Source organism: Streptomyces sp. NPDC048504 (assembly GCF_043200035.1).
Taxonomy (GTDB): domain Bacteria; phylum Actinomycetota; class Actinomycetes; order Streptomycetales; family Streptomycetaceae; genus Streptomyces.
Window position 1 is genome coordinate 538,103 of record NZ_JBICXA010000004.1, and the last position, 15,481, is coordinate 553,583.

Annotated in this window: 18 protein-coding genes; 9 read left to right on the top strand and 9 right to left on the bottom strand. The window is 70.1% G+C overall.

Features of this window, described 5'->3' with window-relative positions; all coding sequences use genetic code 11:
• Positions 1–4: 4 nt before the first annotated feature.
• The gene (locus ACGFY9_RS13240) at positions 5–1,174 is read right to left on the bottom strand and encodes a thiolase family protein (RefSeq protein WP_393753815.1); all 1,170 of its coding nucleotides are present in this window, start codon (positions 1,172–1,174) and stop codon (positions 5–7) included.
• Positions 1,175–1,297: 123 nt separating this feature from the next.
• On the opposite strand from ACGFY9_RS13240, the gene ACGFY9_RS13245 reads away from it, so the two are divergent.
• Complete coding sequence (locus ACGFY9_RS13245; protein WP_393753816.1) at positions 1,298–1,789, top strand: winged helix-turn-helix transcriptional regulator; 492 nt, start codon at positions 1,298–1,300, stop codon at positions 1,787–1,789.
• Between the two features lie 12 nt (positions 1,790–1,801).
• On the opposite strand, the gene ACGFY9_RS13250 is transcribed toward ACGFY9_RS13245, so the two are convergent.
• From ACGFY9_RS13250 to ACGFY9_RS13260, 3 genes are all read right to left on the bottom strand, one after another.
• Positions 1,802–2,464 (bottom strand): cupin domain-containing protein, encoded by a 663-nt coding sequence (locus ACGFY9_RS13250; RefSeq protein ID WP_393753894.1) that lies wholly within the window; start codon positions 2,462–2,464, stop codon positions 1,802–1,804.
• Positions 2,465–2,544: 80 nt separating this feature from the next.
• Positions 2,545–3,489 (bottom strand): PmoA family protein, encoded by a 945-nt coding sequence (locus ACGFY9_RS13255; RefSeq protein WP_393753817.1) that lies wholly within the window; start codon positions 3,487–3,489, stop codon positions 2,545–2,547.
• The gene (locus tag ACGFY9_RS13260) at positions 3,486–4,688 is read right to left on the bottom strand and encodes a Gfo/Idh/MocA family protein (RefSeq protein ID WP_393753818.1); all 1,203 of its coding nucleotides are present in this window, start codon (positions 4,686–4,688) and stop codon (positions 3,486–3,488) included. The genes ACGFY9_RS13255 and ACGFY9_RS13260 overlap by 4 nt, the downstream gene beginning before the upstream one ends.
• A 319-nt stretch (positions 4,689–5,007) precedes the next feature.
• On the opposite strand from ACGFY9_RS13260, the gene ACGFY9_RS13265 reads away from it, so the two are divergent.
• From ACGFY9_RS13265 to ACGFY9_RS13280, 4 genes are all read left to right on the top strand, one after another.
• Positions 5,008–5,883 carry an undecaprenyl-diphosphate phosphatase gene (locus tag ACGFY9_RS13265; protein WP_393753819.1) on the top strand — a complete coding sequence of 292 codons (876 nt, stop codon included), beginning with the start codon at positions 5,008–5,010 and terminating at the stop codon, positions 5,881–5,883.
• Between the two features lie 127 nt (positions 5,884–6,010).
• Positions 6,011–6,169, top strand: a complete 159-nt coding sequence (locus ACGFY9_RS13270; RefSeq protein WP_393753820.1) for a hypothetical protein — start codon at positions 6,011–6,013, stop codon at positions 6,167–6,169.
• A gap of 108 nt (positions 6,170–6,277) precedes the next feature.
• Positions 6,278–6,457, top strand: coding sequence for a hypothetical protein (locus ACGFY9_RS13275; RefSeq protein ID WP_318015009.1), 180 nt, complete (start codon positions 6,278–6,280; stop codon positions 6,455–6,457).
• The gene (locus ACGFY9_RS13280; protein ID WP_393753821.1) at positions 6,458–7,027 is read left to right on the top strand and encodes a chloramphenicol phosphotransferase CPT family protein; all 570 of its coding nucleotides are present in this window, start codon (positions 6,458–6,460) and stop codon (positions 7,025–7,027) included. It begins immediately after the preceding gene.
• A gap of 3 nt (positions 7,028–7,030) precedes the next feature.
• On the opposite strand, the gene ACGFY9_RS13285 is transcribed toward ACGFY9_RS13280, so the two are convergent.
• Positions 7,031–7,771 (bottom strand): SDR family NAD(P)-dependent oxidoreductase, encoded by a 741-nt coding sequence (locus tag ACGFY9_RS13285; RefSeq protein WP_393753822.1) that lies wholly within the window; start codon positions 7,769–7,771, stop codon positions 7,031–7,033.
• A gap of 146 nt (positions 7,772–7,917) precedes the next feature.
• Between ACGFY9_RS13285 and ACGFY9_RS13290 the strand changes: the two genes are divergently transcribed.
• Together ACGFY9_RS13290 and lnt are read left to right on the top strand one after the other, a co-directional pair.
• Positions 7,918–8,427 (top strand): nuclear transport factor 2 family protein, encoded by a 510-nt coding sequence (locus tag ACGFY9_RS13290; RefSeq protein WP_393753823.1) that lies wholly within the window; start codon positions 7,918–7,920, stop codon positions 8,425–8,427.
• 125 nt (positions 8,428–8,552) lie between these two features.
• Positions 8,553–10,127 (top strand): apolipoprotein N-acyltransferase, encoded by a 1,575-nt coding sequence (gene lnt, locus ACGFY9_RS13295; protein WP_393753824.1) that lies wholly within the window; start codon positions 8,553–8,555, stop codon positions 10,125–10,127.
• On the opposite strand, the gene ACGFY9_RS13300 is transcribed toward lnt, so the two are convergent.
• Complete coding sequence (locus ACGFY9_RS13300) at positions 10,045–10,956, bottom strand: Gfo/Idh/MocA family protein (RefSeq protein WP_393753825.1); 912 nt, start codon at positions 10,954–10,956, stop codon at positions 10,045–10,047. The genes lnt and ACGFY9_RS13300 overlap by 83 nt on opposite strands.
• A 105-nt stretch (positions 10,957–11,061) precedes the next feature.
• Between ACGFY9_RS13300 and ACGFY9_RS13305 the strand changes: the two genes are divergently transcribed.
• Complete coding sequence (locus ACGFY9_RS13305; RefSeq protein WP_393753826.1) at positions 11,062–11,574, top strand: DinB family protein; 513 nt, start codon at positions 11,062–11,064, stop codon at positions 11,572–11,574.
• 130 nt (positions 11,575–11,704) lie between these two features.
• Positions 11,705–12,187, top strand: coding sequence for a hypothetical protein (locus ACGFY9_RS13310; protein WP_393753827.1), 483 nt, complete (start codon positions 11,705–11,707; stop codon positions 12,185–12,187).
• A gap of 63 nt (positions 12,188–12,250) precedes the next feature.
• Here ACGFY9_RS13310 and ACGFY9_RS13315 read toward each other — a convergent pair whose 3' ends face one another.
• The 3 genes from ACGFY9_RS13315 to ACGFY9_RS13325 all read right to left on the bottom strand — a co-directional run bounded on the left by ACGFY9_RS13315 (position 12,251) and on the right by ACGFY9_RS13325 (position 15,284).
• Entirely contained in the window at positions 12,251–12,808 is a 558-nt protein-coding gene (locus ACGFY9_RS13315; protein WP_393753828.1) for a hypothetical protein, read from the bottom strand.
• Between the two features lie 102 nt (positions 12,809–12,910).
• On the bottom strand, positions 12,911–13,594 hold the full coding sequence (gene ung / locus ACGFY9_RS13320) for a uracil-DNA glycosylase (RefSeq protein WP_393753829.1): 684 nt from the start codon (positions 13,592–13,594) through the stop codon (positions 12,911–12,913).
• A 112-nt stretch (positions 13,595–13,706) separates the two neighbouring features.
• Complete coding sequence (locus ACGFY9_RS13325) at positions 13,707–15,284, bottom strand: ABC transporter substrate-binding protein (protein WP_393753830.1); 1,578 nt, start codon at positions 15,282–15,284, stop codon at positions 13,707–13,709.
• Positions 15,285–15,481 lie beyond the last annotated feature (197 nt).

A 15,481-nucleotide genomic window follows, 5' to 3' on the forward strand; every position in this document is an offset into this window, starting at 1 on the left:
GGCTTCAGACAGCCTCGATGATCATCGCGTTGGCGAGGCCGCCCGCCTCGCACATCGTCTGCAGCCCGTAACGCGCGCCCCGGTCCCGCAGCGCGTGCACCAGCGTGGTCGTCAGCCGCGTGCCACTCGCCCCGAGCGGATGCCCGATCGCGATGGCCCCGCCGTGCACGTTGACCTTGGCGAGATCCGCGCCGGTCTCCTGCTGCCAGGCCAAAACGACACTGGAAAACGCCTCGTTGACCTCGAACAGGTCGATGTCGTCGAGGGTGAGCGACGCCCGGCGCAGCACCTTCTCGGTGGCCGGGATGACGCCGGTGAGCATGAGCAGCGGGTCGGAGCCTGTCACGGCGAAGCTGTGCAGCCGGGCGAGCGGGCGCAGCCCGAGCCGGGCCGCGGTCTCGCTCGACGTGATGAGCACGGCGGAGGCCCCGTCGTTGATGGGGCTGGAGTTGCCGGCGGTGATGTTCCACTCGATCTGCGGGAAGCGCTCGGCGTACGTCGCGTCGTAGAAGGCGGGCTTGAGGCCGGAGAGAACCTCGGTGGTGCTGCCGGGCCGTACGCACTCGTCGCGCGAGGCACCCGCCAGGGGTGCCACCTGGGCGTCGAAGAGGCCCGCGTCCCAGGCGGCGGCCGCCTTGAGGTGCGAGGAGACCGCGAAGGCGTCCAACTGGTCGCGTGTCATCGACCACTTGGCGGCGATGAGTTCGGCGCTGATGCCCTGCGGGACGAGGCCCTCCGGGTAGCGCCCCGCGACGCCGGGGCCGAAGGGGTCGGTGCCGGGCAGCACGCTCGACCCCATCGGCACCCGCCCCATGGACTCCACTCCGCAGGCCACGACCATGTCGTACGCCCCGGAGATCACGCCCTGCGCCGCGAAGTGCACGGCCTGCTGGGACGAGCCGCACTGGCGGTCCACCGTGGTCGCGGGCACCGACTCCGGGAAGCCCGCCGACAGCACGGCCTGCCGGGTGATGTTGACGGCCTGCTCACCGACCTGGGTGACCGTGCCGCCGATGACATCGTCAATGAGGGCTGGGGCGACCCCGGTGCGCTCGACGAGGCTGCGCAGAGTGTGCGAGAGGAGTTCGACGGGGTGGACCTGGGCGAGTGTGCCGTTCGACTTGCCCTTGCCTACGGGCGTGCGTACGGCTTCGACGATCACTGCGTCACGCATGGGACGGGCCTCCGTTATTTATTTTCCAGCAAGCACTACCAGTGAGTAGGAAATCCAAACTCACCATAGCCCCGTCAGTTGGAAAAACAAACCCACCCTTGGGTCGGCCCTAGACTGGACGCCATGCCCACCCGCAAAGACAAGCCCGCCCCCAAAGACCCGCGCCCCTGCTCGATCGCCGACGCCCTCGCACTCGTCGGCGAGAAGTACTCCCTCCTCGTCCTGCGGGAGGTGTGCCTCGGCAATCGCCGTTTCGACCAGCTGGTCCGCAACATCGGTGCCCCGCGCGATGTCCTGGCCGCTCGGCTGCGCCGCCTCGTCGACGCCGGGATCCTGACCCGGCGGACCTACAGCGAGCACCCGCAGCGCTTCGAGTACCGGCCCACGGAGGCGGGGCTCGAACTGGAGCCGGTCCTGATGACCCTCATGGCGTGGGGCGACCGCCATCTTCGCAAGGACGTGCTCGACCGCCCCATGGTGGTCGAGCACATCTGCGGCAACGAACTGGTCCCCGCCGTCACCTGCACCGCCTGCGGCGCCGCTGTGCACCACGAGGACCTGACGGCCCACCCGCAGACACCCGGCTGGACGGTGACGGGCCCGACGGCGGCCTGAAATCTGCGGGGCCTACGCCCCCTTGTGGACGTCGTAGACGTCCAACCGCCCGCACATCCCGAACTTTCCGTACGCGGACGGCTGTTCGGCCCGTACGGCGGCACCGGCGAGGTGCGAGAAGTCACCCTGTTCGAGCCGGTCGAGCTGCTCCCCCGTAGCCGTAGCGGCGGCACGCGCCCCCCGCTCCCAGCGCTCGCGCCACTCCGCGAGCCGGGGTCGTACCAGCGCGGCGGCGGCCCGGTGGAACGCGGCCAGCGCTTCCGGTCCCTCGGCGTCGCGCAGCGCCCGGTAGCCCTCCAGGGCGAGGTCGCGCCGAGCCCGGGCGACCCGTTCCTGCTCCGCCTCGGGCGCGTCGGCCGGGATCACGGTGACGGAGGCGTACGTCTCCGGGTCGGTGAGGTACTGCGGGGGCAGCGTGAGTACCGCGTCCCCCGCTTCGGGCAGGCCGCTGTTCTGCATGAGGACGGTGATGCGCAGGTCGTCCTCGTTGACGAGCCGGTGGATGGTACCCGGCGTGAACCAGGCGACCGTTCCGGTCTCCAGCGGCGTGACCTCGTACCCGGGAGTCGTGCCGGACATTGTGAGGGTCTGCACCGCACCGCGCCCGCCGGTGACGACGTACCCCTCAGAACAGGTCAGGTGCATATGGGGAGTTCCCCCGCACACACCGTCCATGGCCGGCCAGTCGTAGACCGACAGATGCGAGACGGCGACCCCTCCCGGTAGCCCGGAGAAGCCCTCAGCGATCCCAGAACTCACCACGGGTGCGCCTCCAGGTACTTGGCGATCTCCTCCCGCTCCCACGCGCCGTCGGCCACGACGACCCGGTAGCGCCGGGTGAGGGTGTCGCCGGGGGCGAGTTCCAGCTCGTCGTAGAAGGCGAAGGAGGGGGCGATGCCCGCGAACGGCTCGTTGCGGACGAACCAGTGGGCGGGGTGAGTGCCCTGGGCGCCGGACTCGTCGTTCTCGGGGGCGTGCGCGAAGACGATGGTCGCGTGGCCGTCGGTGCCGTCGTGCTCGCCGGAGACGGCGAGCCAGGGACCCTGGGAGCCCATCAGCTCGGGGCCCTCGCCCTCGGGGCCGATGATCCGGCCGTCACGGAAGGCGCGCGGGCCGCGCCAGAAGAGGCCCGTGTAGCCGGCCGCCTCGCGCCCGTGGGTGGTCGGGCTGCCGAACCGCAGGGGCTCGTCACGGCGGTTGGTCACGGCGCTCGTCCAGGTCAGCGCCCACGAACGCGACTCCCCGTCCGTGTCCACATCGTGCACCTCGATCCGGCGCTGCTCGTCGGCCCAGAGTTCACCGCTGTACGGGTGCCAGGTCAGCCGTTCGGCGATGACGAGACGCTCGCCGCCCGAGTCGGTGTGGATGTCGATCTCGTCGAAGGCGACATGGGCCATCGACCCGACCCGCTCTGGGAGTTGGAGATACCCCTCGCCGTGAACGTATGTGTTGCCGCCCCACAGGTTCTGGCCCGACAGATGCGAGGCGGTGAACTGCAGGCCCTTGTGCCAGCGGTGGTCGTTGGGCCGGTAGTCCGTGACCACGTCACCGGCCAGCGTCCGGATCGGGTGCAGGTACGGCTTCGGCGCCTCCCAGGCGGCCTCGGGCCGGTACACATAGCTGAACAACTCGACGCCGGTGACCGGTTCGGTCACCGTGATGCGGTCCCCGTGGGCATGGACGATACGCAGGCCGGTCACGCCGACACCTCCTCGCGCGCCACGGGCGCCCAGCCGGGGGCGCCGCCGTGCAGCGCCGTGTAATAGGGGTCTCCGGGGCCGATCTCGCCGGCCCGTACGGTCGTGTCCGTGAACGCCGACTTGTAGAGCGCGGTGATCAGTTCGAGGCTGGTGCGCCCGTCCGTGCCGCTGCTGCGCGGCCGTTCGCCGGCCCGCATGCTCACGACGAGTTCACGCAGCTGCTCCAGGTGCGAACTCGGCACGTCCGGCCCGAAGTCCTGCCAGGCCGCGGCCTCCTCGCCCGACACGTCCGGGGCGGGCGTGATGCGCCAGTTGTCGTTGCTGTGCCCGTAGAGGTGGGTGAGTTCGACGGTGGCGCGCTCGCAGTCGATGCGGATACGGCTGACCTCGTCGGGGCTCAGCACGCTGTTCACGACGGTGGCCATGGCGCCGTTCTCGAAGCGCACCAGCGCGGTCGAGACGTCCTCGGTCTCCACGTCGTGGACCAGCCGTCCGGCCATGGCCTTCACCTCGCTCCACGGCCCGAGCAGATCGAGCAGGAGGTCCATCTGGTGGATGCCGTGTCCCATGGCGGGTCCGCCGCCCTCGGTCTCCCAGCGTCCGCGCCAGGGCACGGCGTAGTAAGCGGTGTCGCGGTACCAGGTGGTCTGGCAGTGCGCCACGAGCGGCCGCCCCATGGCCTGCTCGGCCAGCAGTCGGCGCACATGCCGGGAGCCCGACCCGAAGCGGTGCTGGAAGACGATCGAGGCGTACGGTCCCCCGGGCTGTCCCTCTTTCTCCCGGCCCTTTGCCGGTCCTTCCTCGTCCTCCACGGCGTCGAAGTCGGCCAGGGTCGGCACCGGCGGCTTCTCGCACCAGACCCAGGCGCCGGACCGCAGTGCGGCGATCGTCTGCGCGCGGTGCAGGGTGGGCGGGGTGCAGATGGTGACGAGGTCGGGCCGCTGTTCCCGGAGCATCTGCTCCAGATCGGTGTAGGCGTGCGGGATCCCGGCCTCGGCGCAGAAGGACTCGACCGACGTGGCATCGATGTCAACGGCCGCGACGACGTCGGTCTCGCCCTCCTCGGCGAGCCGAGCCAGCGCGGGGAAGTGGGAACCGCGGCCGATGGCACCGGCGCCGACCACGGCGGCCCGGACGCGTCGGCCGGTGAGCGGTGGCAAGGGCTCGAATGCCCCGGGGTTGGTGGCTTGTGTGGACATGGTCGTGATCAGCACTCCTCCGGGGACAGCGAGCGCGTGCAGCAAGCGCTTTCCTCCGCTGCAACGTATGCGCCGCCCCCGCAGCTGGTCAACACCGCGAACCCGGAGCCGCCGGACCACTCGTGAAACCTCTGTGTGCGGAGTCGCGCAACGGCCCTGAAACCTCTGTGCCCGGAGTCGCACAACCGCCGTGAAACCCCTGTGTCGGGCCTGTCACACCGGGACGCTACGCTGCCCCTCACACACACTCGTTCACCGCGCGCGGCGTTTTGGTGTGTCCTTTGCCCCTCCTCGATCAGCACTTGGACGCCGTATCTCCATGTCTTGGTTTGAATCCCTCATCCTCGGACTCGTCCAGGGGCTGACCGAGTTCCTCCCCGTCTCCTCCAGCGCGCATCTGCGGCTGACGGCGGCCTTCTCGGGCTGGAAGGACCCGGGCGCGGCCTTCACGGCGATCACCCAGCTCGGCACGGAGGCGGCGGTGCTGATCTATTTCCGCCAGGATGTCGGGCGGATTCTCGCCGCGTGGTTCCGGTCGCTCACCAACAAGGAGATGCGCCGCGACCACGACGCCCAGATGGGCTGGCTGGTGATCGTGGGCTCCATACCGATCGGCGTGCTCGGCGTGACCCTCAAGGACCAGATCGAGGGCCCGTTCCGCGATCTGCGCGTCACCGCCACGATGCTGATCGTGATGGGCATCGTCATCGGCATCGCCGACCGCCTCGCGGCCCGCGACGAGAACGGCGGCCGGCACCGGTCCCCCAAGCAGCGCAAGACCCTGCTGGACCTCAACACCAAGGACGGCCTGCTCTACGGCCTCTGCCAGGCGATGGCCCTCGTACCCGGCGTCTCCCGCTCGGGCGCGACCATCAGCGGCGGCCTCTTCATGGGCTACACCCGCGAGGCGGCGGCCCGTTACTCCTTCCTCCTCGCCATGCCCGCCGTACTCGCCTCGGGCGCCTTCGAGTTGAAGGACGCGGCGGAGGAAGGGCATGTCGCGTGGGGGCCGACGATGTTCGCGACGGTGATCGCCTTCGTCGTCGGATACGCGGTCATCGCCTGGTTCATGAAGTTCATCTCCCACAAGAGCTTCATGCCGTTCGTCTACTACCGCGTCGCCCTCGGCATCGTCATCATCGCGCTGGTGACGGCGGGCGCACTGAGCCCGCACGCGGCGGAGTCGGCGGGCTGAGCCAACTCATGGCGCCGCCGCAGCAGTTCGCCTGTTTGACGCCCGGGTACCTCGACCGGGCCGCGATCCACCCCGGCAGCTCACCGGCACCCTGGACCGCCTCCAACTCGGCGACCCGCTCGCCGACTTGTCGGCGTCCGCCGAAGTCGCGGCCGCCGTCTGTGGATTCGGCGCCGGGTTCGACATCGACGTACGGGAACATCTGACCGAACACCGCACCGCCCTGCGGGAGTTCCACCGAACCGCCGCACGTCACACCGAGTGTGTCGTCACCTGGGTCGACTGAGTGTCCGGGCCGCGCCGGGCGCTCCTCTCCCCCGCCCGTGACCAACCACATACGGCCTGAGTAGCCGTCTGGTAGCGCAGTGTCAGTCCTTGCCCCTAGGCTGTTCGCATGTCCCCCGATTTCGTGGCCCCTGGTTCCGTGCGGTCTGCTTCCGAGGTGAACGAGCAGATCCGGGCACTTTGGCTGCGTGCGGGCGGCTCGCTCTCGACCCAAGAGCGGGAGGAATACGAGCTGTTGGTGGTCGAGTGGGCCGCGGCGATACGGGACGAGGTCATCGCGGCGGCCTGAGTGGAGCATCTCAGCAGCGTGCCGCCGCGCCAGGGACTCGTCATCTTCCTCAACGGCACGTCCAGTTCGGGCAAGTCGAGCATCGCCGCCGAGCTGCTGCCGATCCTGGACGAGCCGTACTTCCACATGCCGGTCGACACGTTCCACGCGATGCGCGCACCGGTGCCGGTCGCACCCGATCAGCGCGACACCATGCTGCACCGCACCTGGCGGGGCTACCACCGCGCCGTCGCCGGGATGGCCGCCGCCGGCAACAACGTCGTCATGGACCATGTGTTGAGTGCCGAGTGGCGACTGCGGGACTGCCTCTCGCTGTTCGTCCCCGAGGACGTGGTGCTCGTCGGCGTGCACTGTCCGCCGGAGGAGTTGGAGCGCCGCGAGCGCGACCGCGCCGACCGGCCGGCGGGGCTCGCCTCGCTCCAGGTCACCCAGGTCCACGCGCACGGCGTCTACGACATCGAGTGCGACACCGGCCGATGGGACGCGGCCGAATGCGCCCGCCGTATCAGGGACTTCCTGCCCGGCAGGCCCAGACCGACGGCGTTCGAGCGGCTGCGGGCCGCGGCATAGCGTTCATCGCCCGCCCGACACCCGCACCACCGTCCCCGTCGCGTAGGACGCCTCCGGTGACATCAACCAGGCGATCGCCGCGGCGACTTCCTCGGGCTGACCGGCGCGGCGCAGCGGGATCGACGCGGCCAAGCGCTCGGGGCGGTCCGGGTCGCCGGACCGCCCGTGGATCTCCGTGTCGATGACGCCGGGCGCGACCGCGTTGACGCGGATGCCGGCGGGGCCCAGTTCCTTGGCCAGGCCGAGCGTGAGGGTGTCGACGGCGGCCTTCGTCGCGGCGTAGTGGACGTACTCGCCGGGGCTGCCGAGGGTCGCGGCGGCGGACGAGACGTTCACGATCACGCCGTTTCCCCGTGCCGTCATCACCTGTGCGGCGCGGCGTGAACAGAGCAGTGTGCCAAGCAGGTTGACCTCGACGACGCGGCGCAGGCCGGCGGGGTCGGTGTCGGTGAGGCGGCCGAACGGACCGGTCACCCCAGCGTTGTTCACCAGCCCTGTGACCGGGCCGAGTTGCTTCTCGGCCACCGTGAAGAGCCGCTCCACGTCCGCCTCGACGGAGGTGTCCCCGGGCACGCACACCGAACGGGCCCCTGCCCGCCGTACCCCCTCCGCGACTTCCTCGGCCGCCTGCGCGTCCCGGAGGTAACCCACGACCACGTCGTGCCCGTCCTCCGCGAGCCGTCGGCAGGTCGCGGCGCCGATCCCGCGGCTGCCCCCGGTGACGACCGTGACAAGACGTTTCATGAGTACTCCTCGCGACGGAAACCGACGAACAACAAGAGCGCACAATGACGAAGTCCGGCGAAGAACCGTCGAACACCACCGAATGTTCCCCACCTTGTATCCGCGTCCCTCTTGGCGCGACACGCTCCGTAGCCAACACTGAGCCGATGACGCAGCGTGTGGAACTGGCGATTGTGATGGACCGGCTGGCCGTGGACGAAGTGATCACCGAATACGCGGTGGCGGTGGACGACGGCGACTGGGAGGCGTACCGGAAACTGTTCGCCCCGGACGGGCGCGCCGACTACCGGTCCGCCGGAGGGATCGAGGGGACCGGGGAACAGGTCGCCGGGTGGCTCGCGGAGAGCCTGCGGCTGTTCTCGATGCGGCAGCATCTGATCGTGAACCGGCGGATCCGCTTCGGAGCCCTGGACCAGCACACCGACGACACCGCCCGCGTCCAGGCCGACTACGTCAATCCGATGCGCTTCGCCAAAGATGAGAACGGCGACAGTGACAGCAACGGTGGCTCCTCCACCGCGCCCGACTTCGTGTGCGGCGGGCGGTACGCGTTCGGGCTGCTGCGGACGGACGACGGCTGGCGGCTGACCGAGGTCGTCGTGGAGGAGAAGTGGCGGCGCCTCCCCGAGCGGCGCCCGGAAGCCGTGGTCCACTGAGACGGCCGGACCGGGATGGCGTGACTGGGATGGCCAGACTCGGACGGCCCGGTCGACGTACGTCCTCTGTGCGAGATCGTCCGCGGCACGCACACTGGAGCGACCAGCGGGTAGGGAGGGGCCGTATGAAGACCTTCGGCGACTGGCTCGCCTCTCCGTGGCGGCGTTCCCTGCTCGCCGTGCTCTCGGGCGCCCTGCCCGTGTTCGCGTTTCCGGCGCCGTCCCTGTGGTGGTTCGCCTACGTCGCTCTCGTCCCCTGGATCCTGCTGACCCGCTCGGCGCCGACCGGGCGGCGGGCGGTCTACGACGGCTGGTTCGGGGGGCTCGGGTTCATGCTGGCCGTGCACAGCTGGCTGGTGCCGAGCCTGAGTGTGTTCATCGTGGTCATCGCGGGACTGCTGGGCGTGCTGTGGGCGCCGTGGGGCTGGCTGGTGCGCCGCTTCCTCGGGGGCGTGCCGTCGCCCCGGCGGGGCGGTGCCGCGCTGCTCGTGCTGCCCTCGGGCTGGCTGATGGTCGAACTCGTGCGGTCCTGGCAGGGGTTGGGCGGCCCCTGGGGTCTGCTCGGCTCCACCCAGTGGCAGGTGGAACCGGCGTTGCGGCTCGCGTCCGTCGGCGGGGTGTGGCTGCTGAGCTTCCTGGTCGTGGCCGTCAACGTCGCGGTCGCCGTCCTCGTCGCCGTGCGCGAGTCCCGGGTGCCCGCCGTCGCCGGACTCCTGGCCACCGCCGCCGCGACCTCCGCCGCCTGGGTGTGGTCGCCGCGCCCCGACGTCGACGGCCGCGTGCGGATCGCCGTCGTACAGCCCGGGATCATCGACGGTGACGAGAGCGGCACCCGGCGCTTCGACCGTGAGGAGCAGCTGACCCGCCAACTGGCCGGTCAGAACGTCGACTTGATCGCGTGGGGCGAGAGCAGCGTCGGCTTCGACCTCGGCAAGCGGCCCGACCTCGCCCGCCGTATCGCCGCCCTCTCCGAGGAGACCGGCGCCGACATCCTGGTCAACGTGGACGCCCAGCGCTCCGACAAGCCCGGCATCTACAAGAGCTCGATCCTGGTCGGCCCGAAGGGTCTCACCGGCGACCGCTACGACAAGATGCGGCTCGTCCCGTTCGGCGAGTACATCCCGTTCCGCTCGCTGCTCGGCTGGGCCACCTCCGTCGGCAAGGCGGCGGGCGTGGACCGTCGGCACGGCACCGAGCAGGTCGTGATGAACGTGGGGCACGGGCTGCGCATCGGCCCGCTGATCTGCTTCGAGACCGCGTTCCCCGACATGAGCCGCCACCTCGCCCAGGACGGCGCGGACGTCCTGCTCGCCCAGTCCTCGACCTCGTCGTTCCAGAACAGCTGGGCCCCCGAACAGCACGCCACCCTCGCCGCCCTGCGCGCCGCCGAGACCGGCCGCCCGGTGGTCCACGCCACCCTGACCGGCGTCTCCGCCGTCTACGGCCCGAGCGGCCAGCGCATCGGATCATGGCTGGGCACGAACAAGAGCACCACCCAGGTCTACGACGTCCCGCTCGCCCACGGCATCACGCCGTACGTCCGCTACGGCGCCTGGCCCGTGGGCGTGGCCCTGCTGGTGCTCGCGGGCATGTGCGCCGGGGAGGGCGCGCAGGCGTTCAGGCTGCGGCGGACCGATCCTCGACCTCTCGTACCACCCGCTCGCACAGTTCATGAGTCGCCAGCGCGTCCCGGGCGCTGAGCACCTTGCCGGAGCGTACGGCGTCGAGGAACGTGAGCACGGCCTGCTCGATGCCGCGCTGCCGGGCCACCGGGACCCAGTCCCCGCGCCGCCGTACGGTCGGCTGGCCCTTGTGGTCGACGACCTCGGCGAGGTTGAGGACCTGACGCTTGGTGTCCTGGCCCGAGACCTCCAGGATCTCCTCCACCGAGCCGCTGAGCCGGTTCATCACACCGAGCGCGGTGAAGCCGTCGCCGGAGAGCTGGAGCACGAGGTGGTGCAGCAGTCCGTCCTCGGTACGGGCGCGCACTGTCACGTCCTCGACCGGCCCCGGCACCAGGAACCGCAGGGTGTCCACGATGTGGATGAAGTCGTCCAGAATCATCGCGCGCGGCTTCTCCGGGAGCCCGATCCGGTTCTTCTGCATGAGGATCAGCTCGCGCGGGTGGTCGACGCACTGCGCGTACCCGGGGGCGTAGCGGCGGTTGAAGCCGACCGCGAGCGACACGTTCCGCTCCTCCGCGAGCCGCACCAGCCGCTCGGAGTCGGCGAGTTCGTAGGCGAGCGGCTTGTCGACGTACGTCGGTACGCCCGCCTCCAGCAGCCTGGTGACGATCTCGGGGTGCACGATCGTGGGCGCGTGCACGAAGGCGGCGTCGAGGCCCTGAGCGAGGAGCGCGTCGAGGTCCGTGTGGCGTCGGCCCTCCGGTACGTGGAGGCCGTCGGCGACCCGGGCGAGCGTGGCAGGGGTGCGGGTCTGCAGATGCAGCTCGACCCCGGGCAGCCCGCCGAGAACCGGCAGGTACGCCTTCTGCGCGATGTCACCGAGCCCGATGCAGCCGACTTTCACGGAGTCTCCCAACGCTCGCCGAGCGGTACCGCCTGTACCTCCTCGGAAGCATACGGCCGGGAATAACCGCTGGTGCGGGCGGTCGGAGCACGCGAGGATGCGGGCATGACGATCGAGCGCAGTGAACCCGGGACCACCGCCGACGAACGCGCCATGCTGGACGGCTGGCTCAAGTACCACCGGGACACCCTGGCCTGGAAGTGTGAGGGGCTGACCGACGAGCAGTTGAGGACCGCGTCGGTGGAGCCGTCCAACCTGACGCTCATGGGCCTGGTGCGGCACATGGCGGAGGTGGAGCAGGGCTGGTACCGCAATGTCATGGCGGACGAGGGCATGGACCCGATCTACTCCAGCGCCGAGGACCCGGACGGCGACTTCCGTCTCACCGAAGCGGACACCTGGGCGGAGGCGTACGCCACCTGGCAGGCCGAGATCGAGGCGGCGAACGCGGTCGCGGGCCGGTTCAGCCTGGACGATCTCTCCCTCGGCAAGCACCGGCGCACCGGCGAGCGCTTCAACCTGCGCTGGATCCACACCCACATGATCGAGGAGTACGCCCGGCACAACGGCCACGCCGACCTGCTCCGCGAGCGGATCGACGGGAACACCGGCGACTGACACGGGCGGCTGACGTCACGTCACCCGGAGTGGGCGCGCGCCGTCCGTAAGGGGGCGGAGATCACCCGTGTGGGGCATCATCCGCTCGTCCGCTGTCCCCATCAGGTCCGGAACCAGCAGAGTTGCGCGGGTGCATCGAACGACGACCACCGCAACGCTCCTGGTCACCGTGGCTGTCTCGGCCCTCTCCGGCTGTGTGACGGTCCAGCGGCCGGCGGCCCCCGCTCCCCCGGCCGTACCGACCCAGGCGTCGGTACCGCGCCCGGACGGCAGCGCGGAGCCGCAGGTCGTACAGGCCCCGGCGCGGGAGGCGCTGGAACTCATCGACCCGTCCCACCGCCCGAAACCGGCCACGCATCCGCCACACCGCGCACCGGTCCAGCCCCCGAGCGCGGCCCAGGCACCGGTCCCCCACTCACCCCAGCACCCTCACCCGCATCCCCATCCGCACCCGAAGCCGCACCACCCCCGGCAGCCGGGCGCGGACATCCCCGACGTGGTCAAGTCGGTCCCGAAGAACACGCAGGACGTCTGCGCCCTGGGCAAGAAGTACGGCGGCTGGCAGTCGGACAGCCCGCAGTCGATCATCTGCGGCCAGACGTACGGCCGTTGAGACGAGCGGGACTCTGGAGCCACTGCCACCACCAGGACCCCAGGACCCCCTTCCCGACCGGACCTACGGCCGCTGTCTCGGCGGCCCCCAGGTCTCGCCCCCGCCCGCGCCCCCGTCACCCAACCGCAGCTCCAGCCGCCCGATCGCGGCCCGCACCCCGTTGCCGTAACCGTCGTCGGCGAGGACAGCACAGGCGCTGCGGGCGCGGCGAATGTGGGTGCGGGCGGCGTCCGGGCGGTCGAGCTTCACGTAGTCGGCGGCGAGGTTGAGGTGCAGGGAGGGGTAGAAGGCGCGGATCGCGACCGCCTCCTCCTGACCGACGTCGGCACCGTCTCCGGGGTCTCCGGAATCTCCCGCGTCCCGACCGTCCGTCAGCTCGTCCGCCGCCGACAACGCCCGGAGATCCCAGGCCAGTTCGTCGGTCGGGTCGTCCTGGGTGTCGGCGAGGTAGTGGGCCAGTGTGCAGCGGTGGAGTGGGTCGCCGTCCTCGCCCAGCTCCGCCCACAGGCCCAGCAGCCGGTCCCTGGCCTCCTCGCGGTCGCCGCCGTGGTGCAGCATGACGATCTGCCCGATCCGCGTCAGCAGAGCGTCCGGCGCCGCCTGCTCCTGTCGCTCCGCCACCGCGTCCTCCGCACCTCGTCAGCCGCCTTGGCTGTCCCCATCGACGCTAACCGCAGGCACTGACAATCCCCGTCAGGCGGCCCCGGACCGGCCCCCGTGAGGTCAGCCCAGGTTCGGGATGTGCCAGTCGATCGCGGTATGGCCCTGCTGCGCGACGGCCTCGTCGATCTGGGTGAACGGGCGGGAGCCGAAGAACTTCTTGGCGGACAGCGGGGAGGGGTGCGCGCCCTTGACCACCACGTGGCGCTTCTCGTCGATCAGGGGGAGCTTCTTCTGCGCGTAGTTGCCCCACAGGACGAACACCGCCGGGTCGGGGCGGTCGGCCACCGCGCGGATCACCGTGTCCGTGAACTTCTCCCAGCCCTTGCCCTTGTGGGAGTTGGCCTCGCCGGAGCGGACGGTGAGCACGGCGTTGAGGAGCAGGACGCCCTGCTGGGCCCACGGCATCAGATAGCCGTTGTCCGGGATCGGGAGGCCGAGCTCCTCCTTCATCTCCTTGTAGATGTTCCGCAGGGAGGGCGGGGTCCGCACGCCGGGGCGGACCGAGAAGCACAGGCCGTGGCCCTGGCCCTCGCCGTGGTACGGGTCCTGGCCGAGAACCAGCACCTTCACCTGGTCGTACGGGGTCGCCTCCAGCGCGGCGAAGACCTCCTCGCGCGGCGGGTAGACCGGACCCTTCGCCCGCTCCTCCTCGACGAACTCGGTCAGCTCCTTGAAGTAGGGCTGCTGAAGCTCGTCGCCCAGGACCCCGCGCCAGGACTCGGGGAGCATGGAGATGTCGGTCACGTCAACTTCCTTACCGTGTGCGGCGACTGCGATGAGGAGCGACCGCGCGGTGCGGTCGCTGCCATGCCCAGAACCTACAGGCGGCCACTGACAACGGGTGCCGAAAGCCGTGTCACCAGCTGGTCTTGCGGTACAGCTCCCACATCATCATGATCGTCGACGGGTCGAGGGCCTGCTCCCCGCCGGAGACGTCCTCGCTCGCGGCCACGTACTGCCGGCCCTGCCACAGCGGCAGCAGCCGGGCGTCGTCCACCAGGACCTGCTGGGCGTCCTCGAACTCCTTGACCACGTCGGCCCGGTCGCTCTCCTTGCGGGACTCGGGCAGCAGGACGTCGGTGATCCTGGTCGACGGATAGGGCGTACCGAGCGCGTTCTGCTTCCCCACGAACGGCGCGATGAAGTTGTCGGCGTCGGGGAAGTCCGGGGACCAGCCGCGCCCGAACACCGGGTACTCGCCCTTCTGGTAGCCCGTCACGTACGTCTTCCAGGGGCGGCTCCTCAGGGTGATCGAGAACAGCCCGGAGTCGTCCAACTGCCGCTTGAGTTCCCTGAATTCGAGGGCGGTCTCGGAGCCGTAGCGGTCGGTCGTGTACCAGAGGGTGAGCGGGACGGGCTGGTGGATGCCCGCGTCGGTGAGGAGCTTGCGGGCCTTGGGGACGCTGGGGTCTCCGAAGTCGTCGAAGAAGGCGGTGGTGTGGCCGGTGAGGCCCTTCGGGACCATCGAGTAGAGGGGGTCCGCGGTGTCGCGGTAGATCTTGTGGGTGATCGCCCCGCGGTCGACGAGCTGGGCGACGGCCTTGCGGACGGCGAGGTTCCCGGCCCACTTGTCCTTGGGGTTGAACACCAGGTAGTTGATGTCGGTGCCGGAGCCGTCGACCAGTTGCAGGCTCTTGGAGGCGCGGCCCTGGAGGGCGATGATGTCGTCGGCGGCGAGGCCGCGGTAGGTGACGTCGATCTGTTTGTCCCGCAGCGCCTTCACCATGGTGCCGGAGTCCTGGAAGTAGCGGATCGTCACCGCGCTGTTCTCGCGTTGGGCGAAGCCCTTGTAGCGGTCGTTCTTGACGAGTTGGGCCTGTTTCCCGTCGTCGTACGACTTCAGTGTGTACGGCCCGGAGCCGAAGACCTTGCCGTCCTTGCGCAGCGAGTGCGCGGGGTAGTCGTCGGGGTCGACGATCGACATGGCCGGGGTGGCGAGCACGAACGGGAAGGTGGCGTCGGGCTTGTTGAGGTGGAAGACGACCTCGCGGTCGCCGAGGACCTGCACGCGGTCGAGGCTGCCCAGCAGGCCGGCGGGTCCGCCCGCCACGTCGATCTGCCGGATCCGGTCGATCGAGTGCTTGACGGCCTTGGCGTCGAGTGTGTCGCCGTCGGCGAACTTCATGCCCGTGCGGAGTTCGCAGCGGTACGTCGTGTTCGAACTGTCCGTGAATTCACAGCTCTTGGCCGCGTCCGGCTCGGGGGTGGTCGCGCCGGACGGGTAGGCGAGCAGCGTCTGGTAGATGTTGCGGAACAGCTCCCAGGAGCCGTCCCAGGAGGCGGCCGGGTCGAGTGTGCTGGGGGCGCTGGTGGTGCCGACGACGATGGGTCCCCGGTCGTCGGAATTCCCGTCCGAGAACACTCCGCATCCGGCCGCCAGGGATATCGACGCGATCGCCGCGCCCGCCCTCAGGCCTCGGTTCCGGTTGAACACACGCACGCTCCTCGATCCGCCGTACCAAGGGTCGGCAGACCGTACCGCAGTTCCCCGGCCCGAAAAGGCGGTTCGGGCGGGGCTGTTGAGCAGCGTGTTTATGACGACGTTGTCATTCGGCTGTGCGCGCTTTATGTCTCGACACGGGCGCCGGTTCCGTACAGGGAACAGCAAAGAACCGGCGCCCGGGTGGTGGG

Coding starts and splice junctions, on each gene's coding strand:
- ACGFY9_RS13240 (WP_393753815.1), bottom strand. CDS start 1,174: ATGCGTGACGCAGTGATCGTCGAAGCCGTACGCACGCCCGTAGGCAAG.
- ACGFY9_RS13245 (WP_393753816.1), top strand. CDS start 1,298: ATGCCCACCCGCAAAGACAAGCCCGCCCCCAAAGACCCGCGCCCCTGC.
- ACGFY9_RS13250 (WP_393753894.1), bottom strand. CDS start 2,464: ATGGACGGTGTGTGCGGGGGAACTCCCCATATGCACCTGACCTGTTCT.
- ACGFY9_RS13260 (WP_393753818.1), bottom strand. CDS start 4,688: ATGTCCACACAAGCCACCAACCCCGGGGCATTCGAGCCCTTGCCACCG.
- ACGFY9_RS13265 (WP_393753819.1), top strand. CDS start 5,008: ATGTCTTGGTTTGAATCCCTCATCCTCGGACTCGTCCAGGGGCTGACC.
- ACGFY9_RS13275 (WP_318015009.1), top strand. CDS start 6,278: ATGTCCCCCGATTTCGTGGCCCCTGGTTCCGTGCGGTCTGCTTCCGAG.
- ACGFY9_RS13285 (WP_393753822.1), bottom strand. CDS start 7,771: ATGAAACGTCTTGTCACGGTCGTCACCGGGGGCAGCCGCGGGATCGGC.
- ACGFY9_RS13290 (WP_393753823.1), top strand. CDS start 7,918: ATGACGCAGCGTGTGGAACTGGCGATTGTGATGGACCGGCTGGCCGTG.
- lnt (WP_393753824.1), top strand. CDS start 8,553: ATGAAGACCTTCGGCGACTGGCTCGCCTCTCCGTGGCGGCGTTCCCTG.
- ACGFY9_RS13305 (WP_393753826.1), top strand. CDS start 11,062: ATGACGATCGAGCGCAGTGAACCCGGGACCACCGCCGACGAACGCGCC.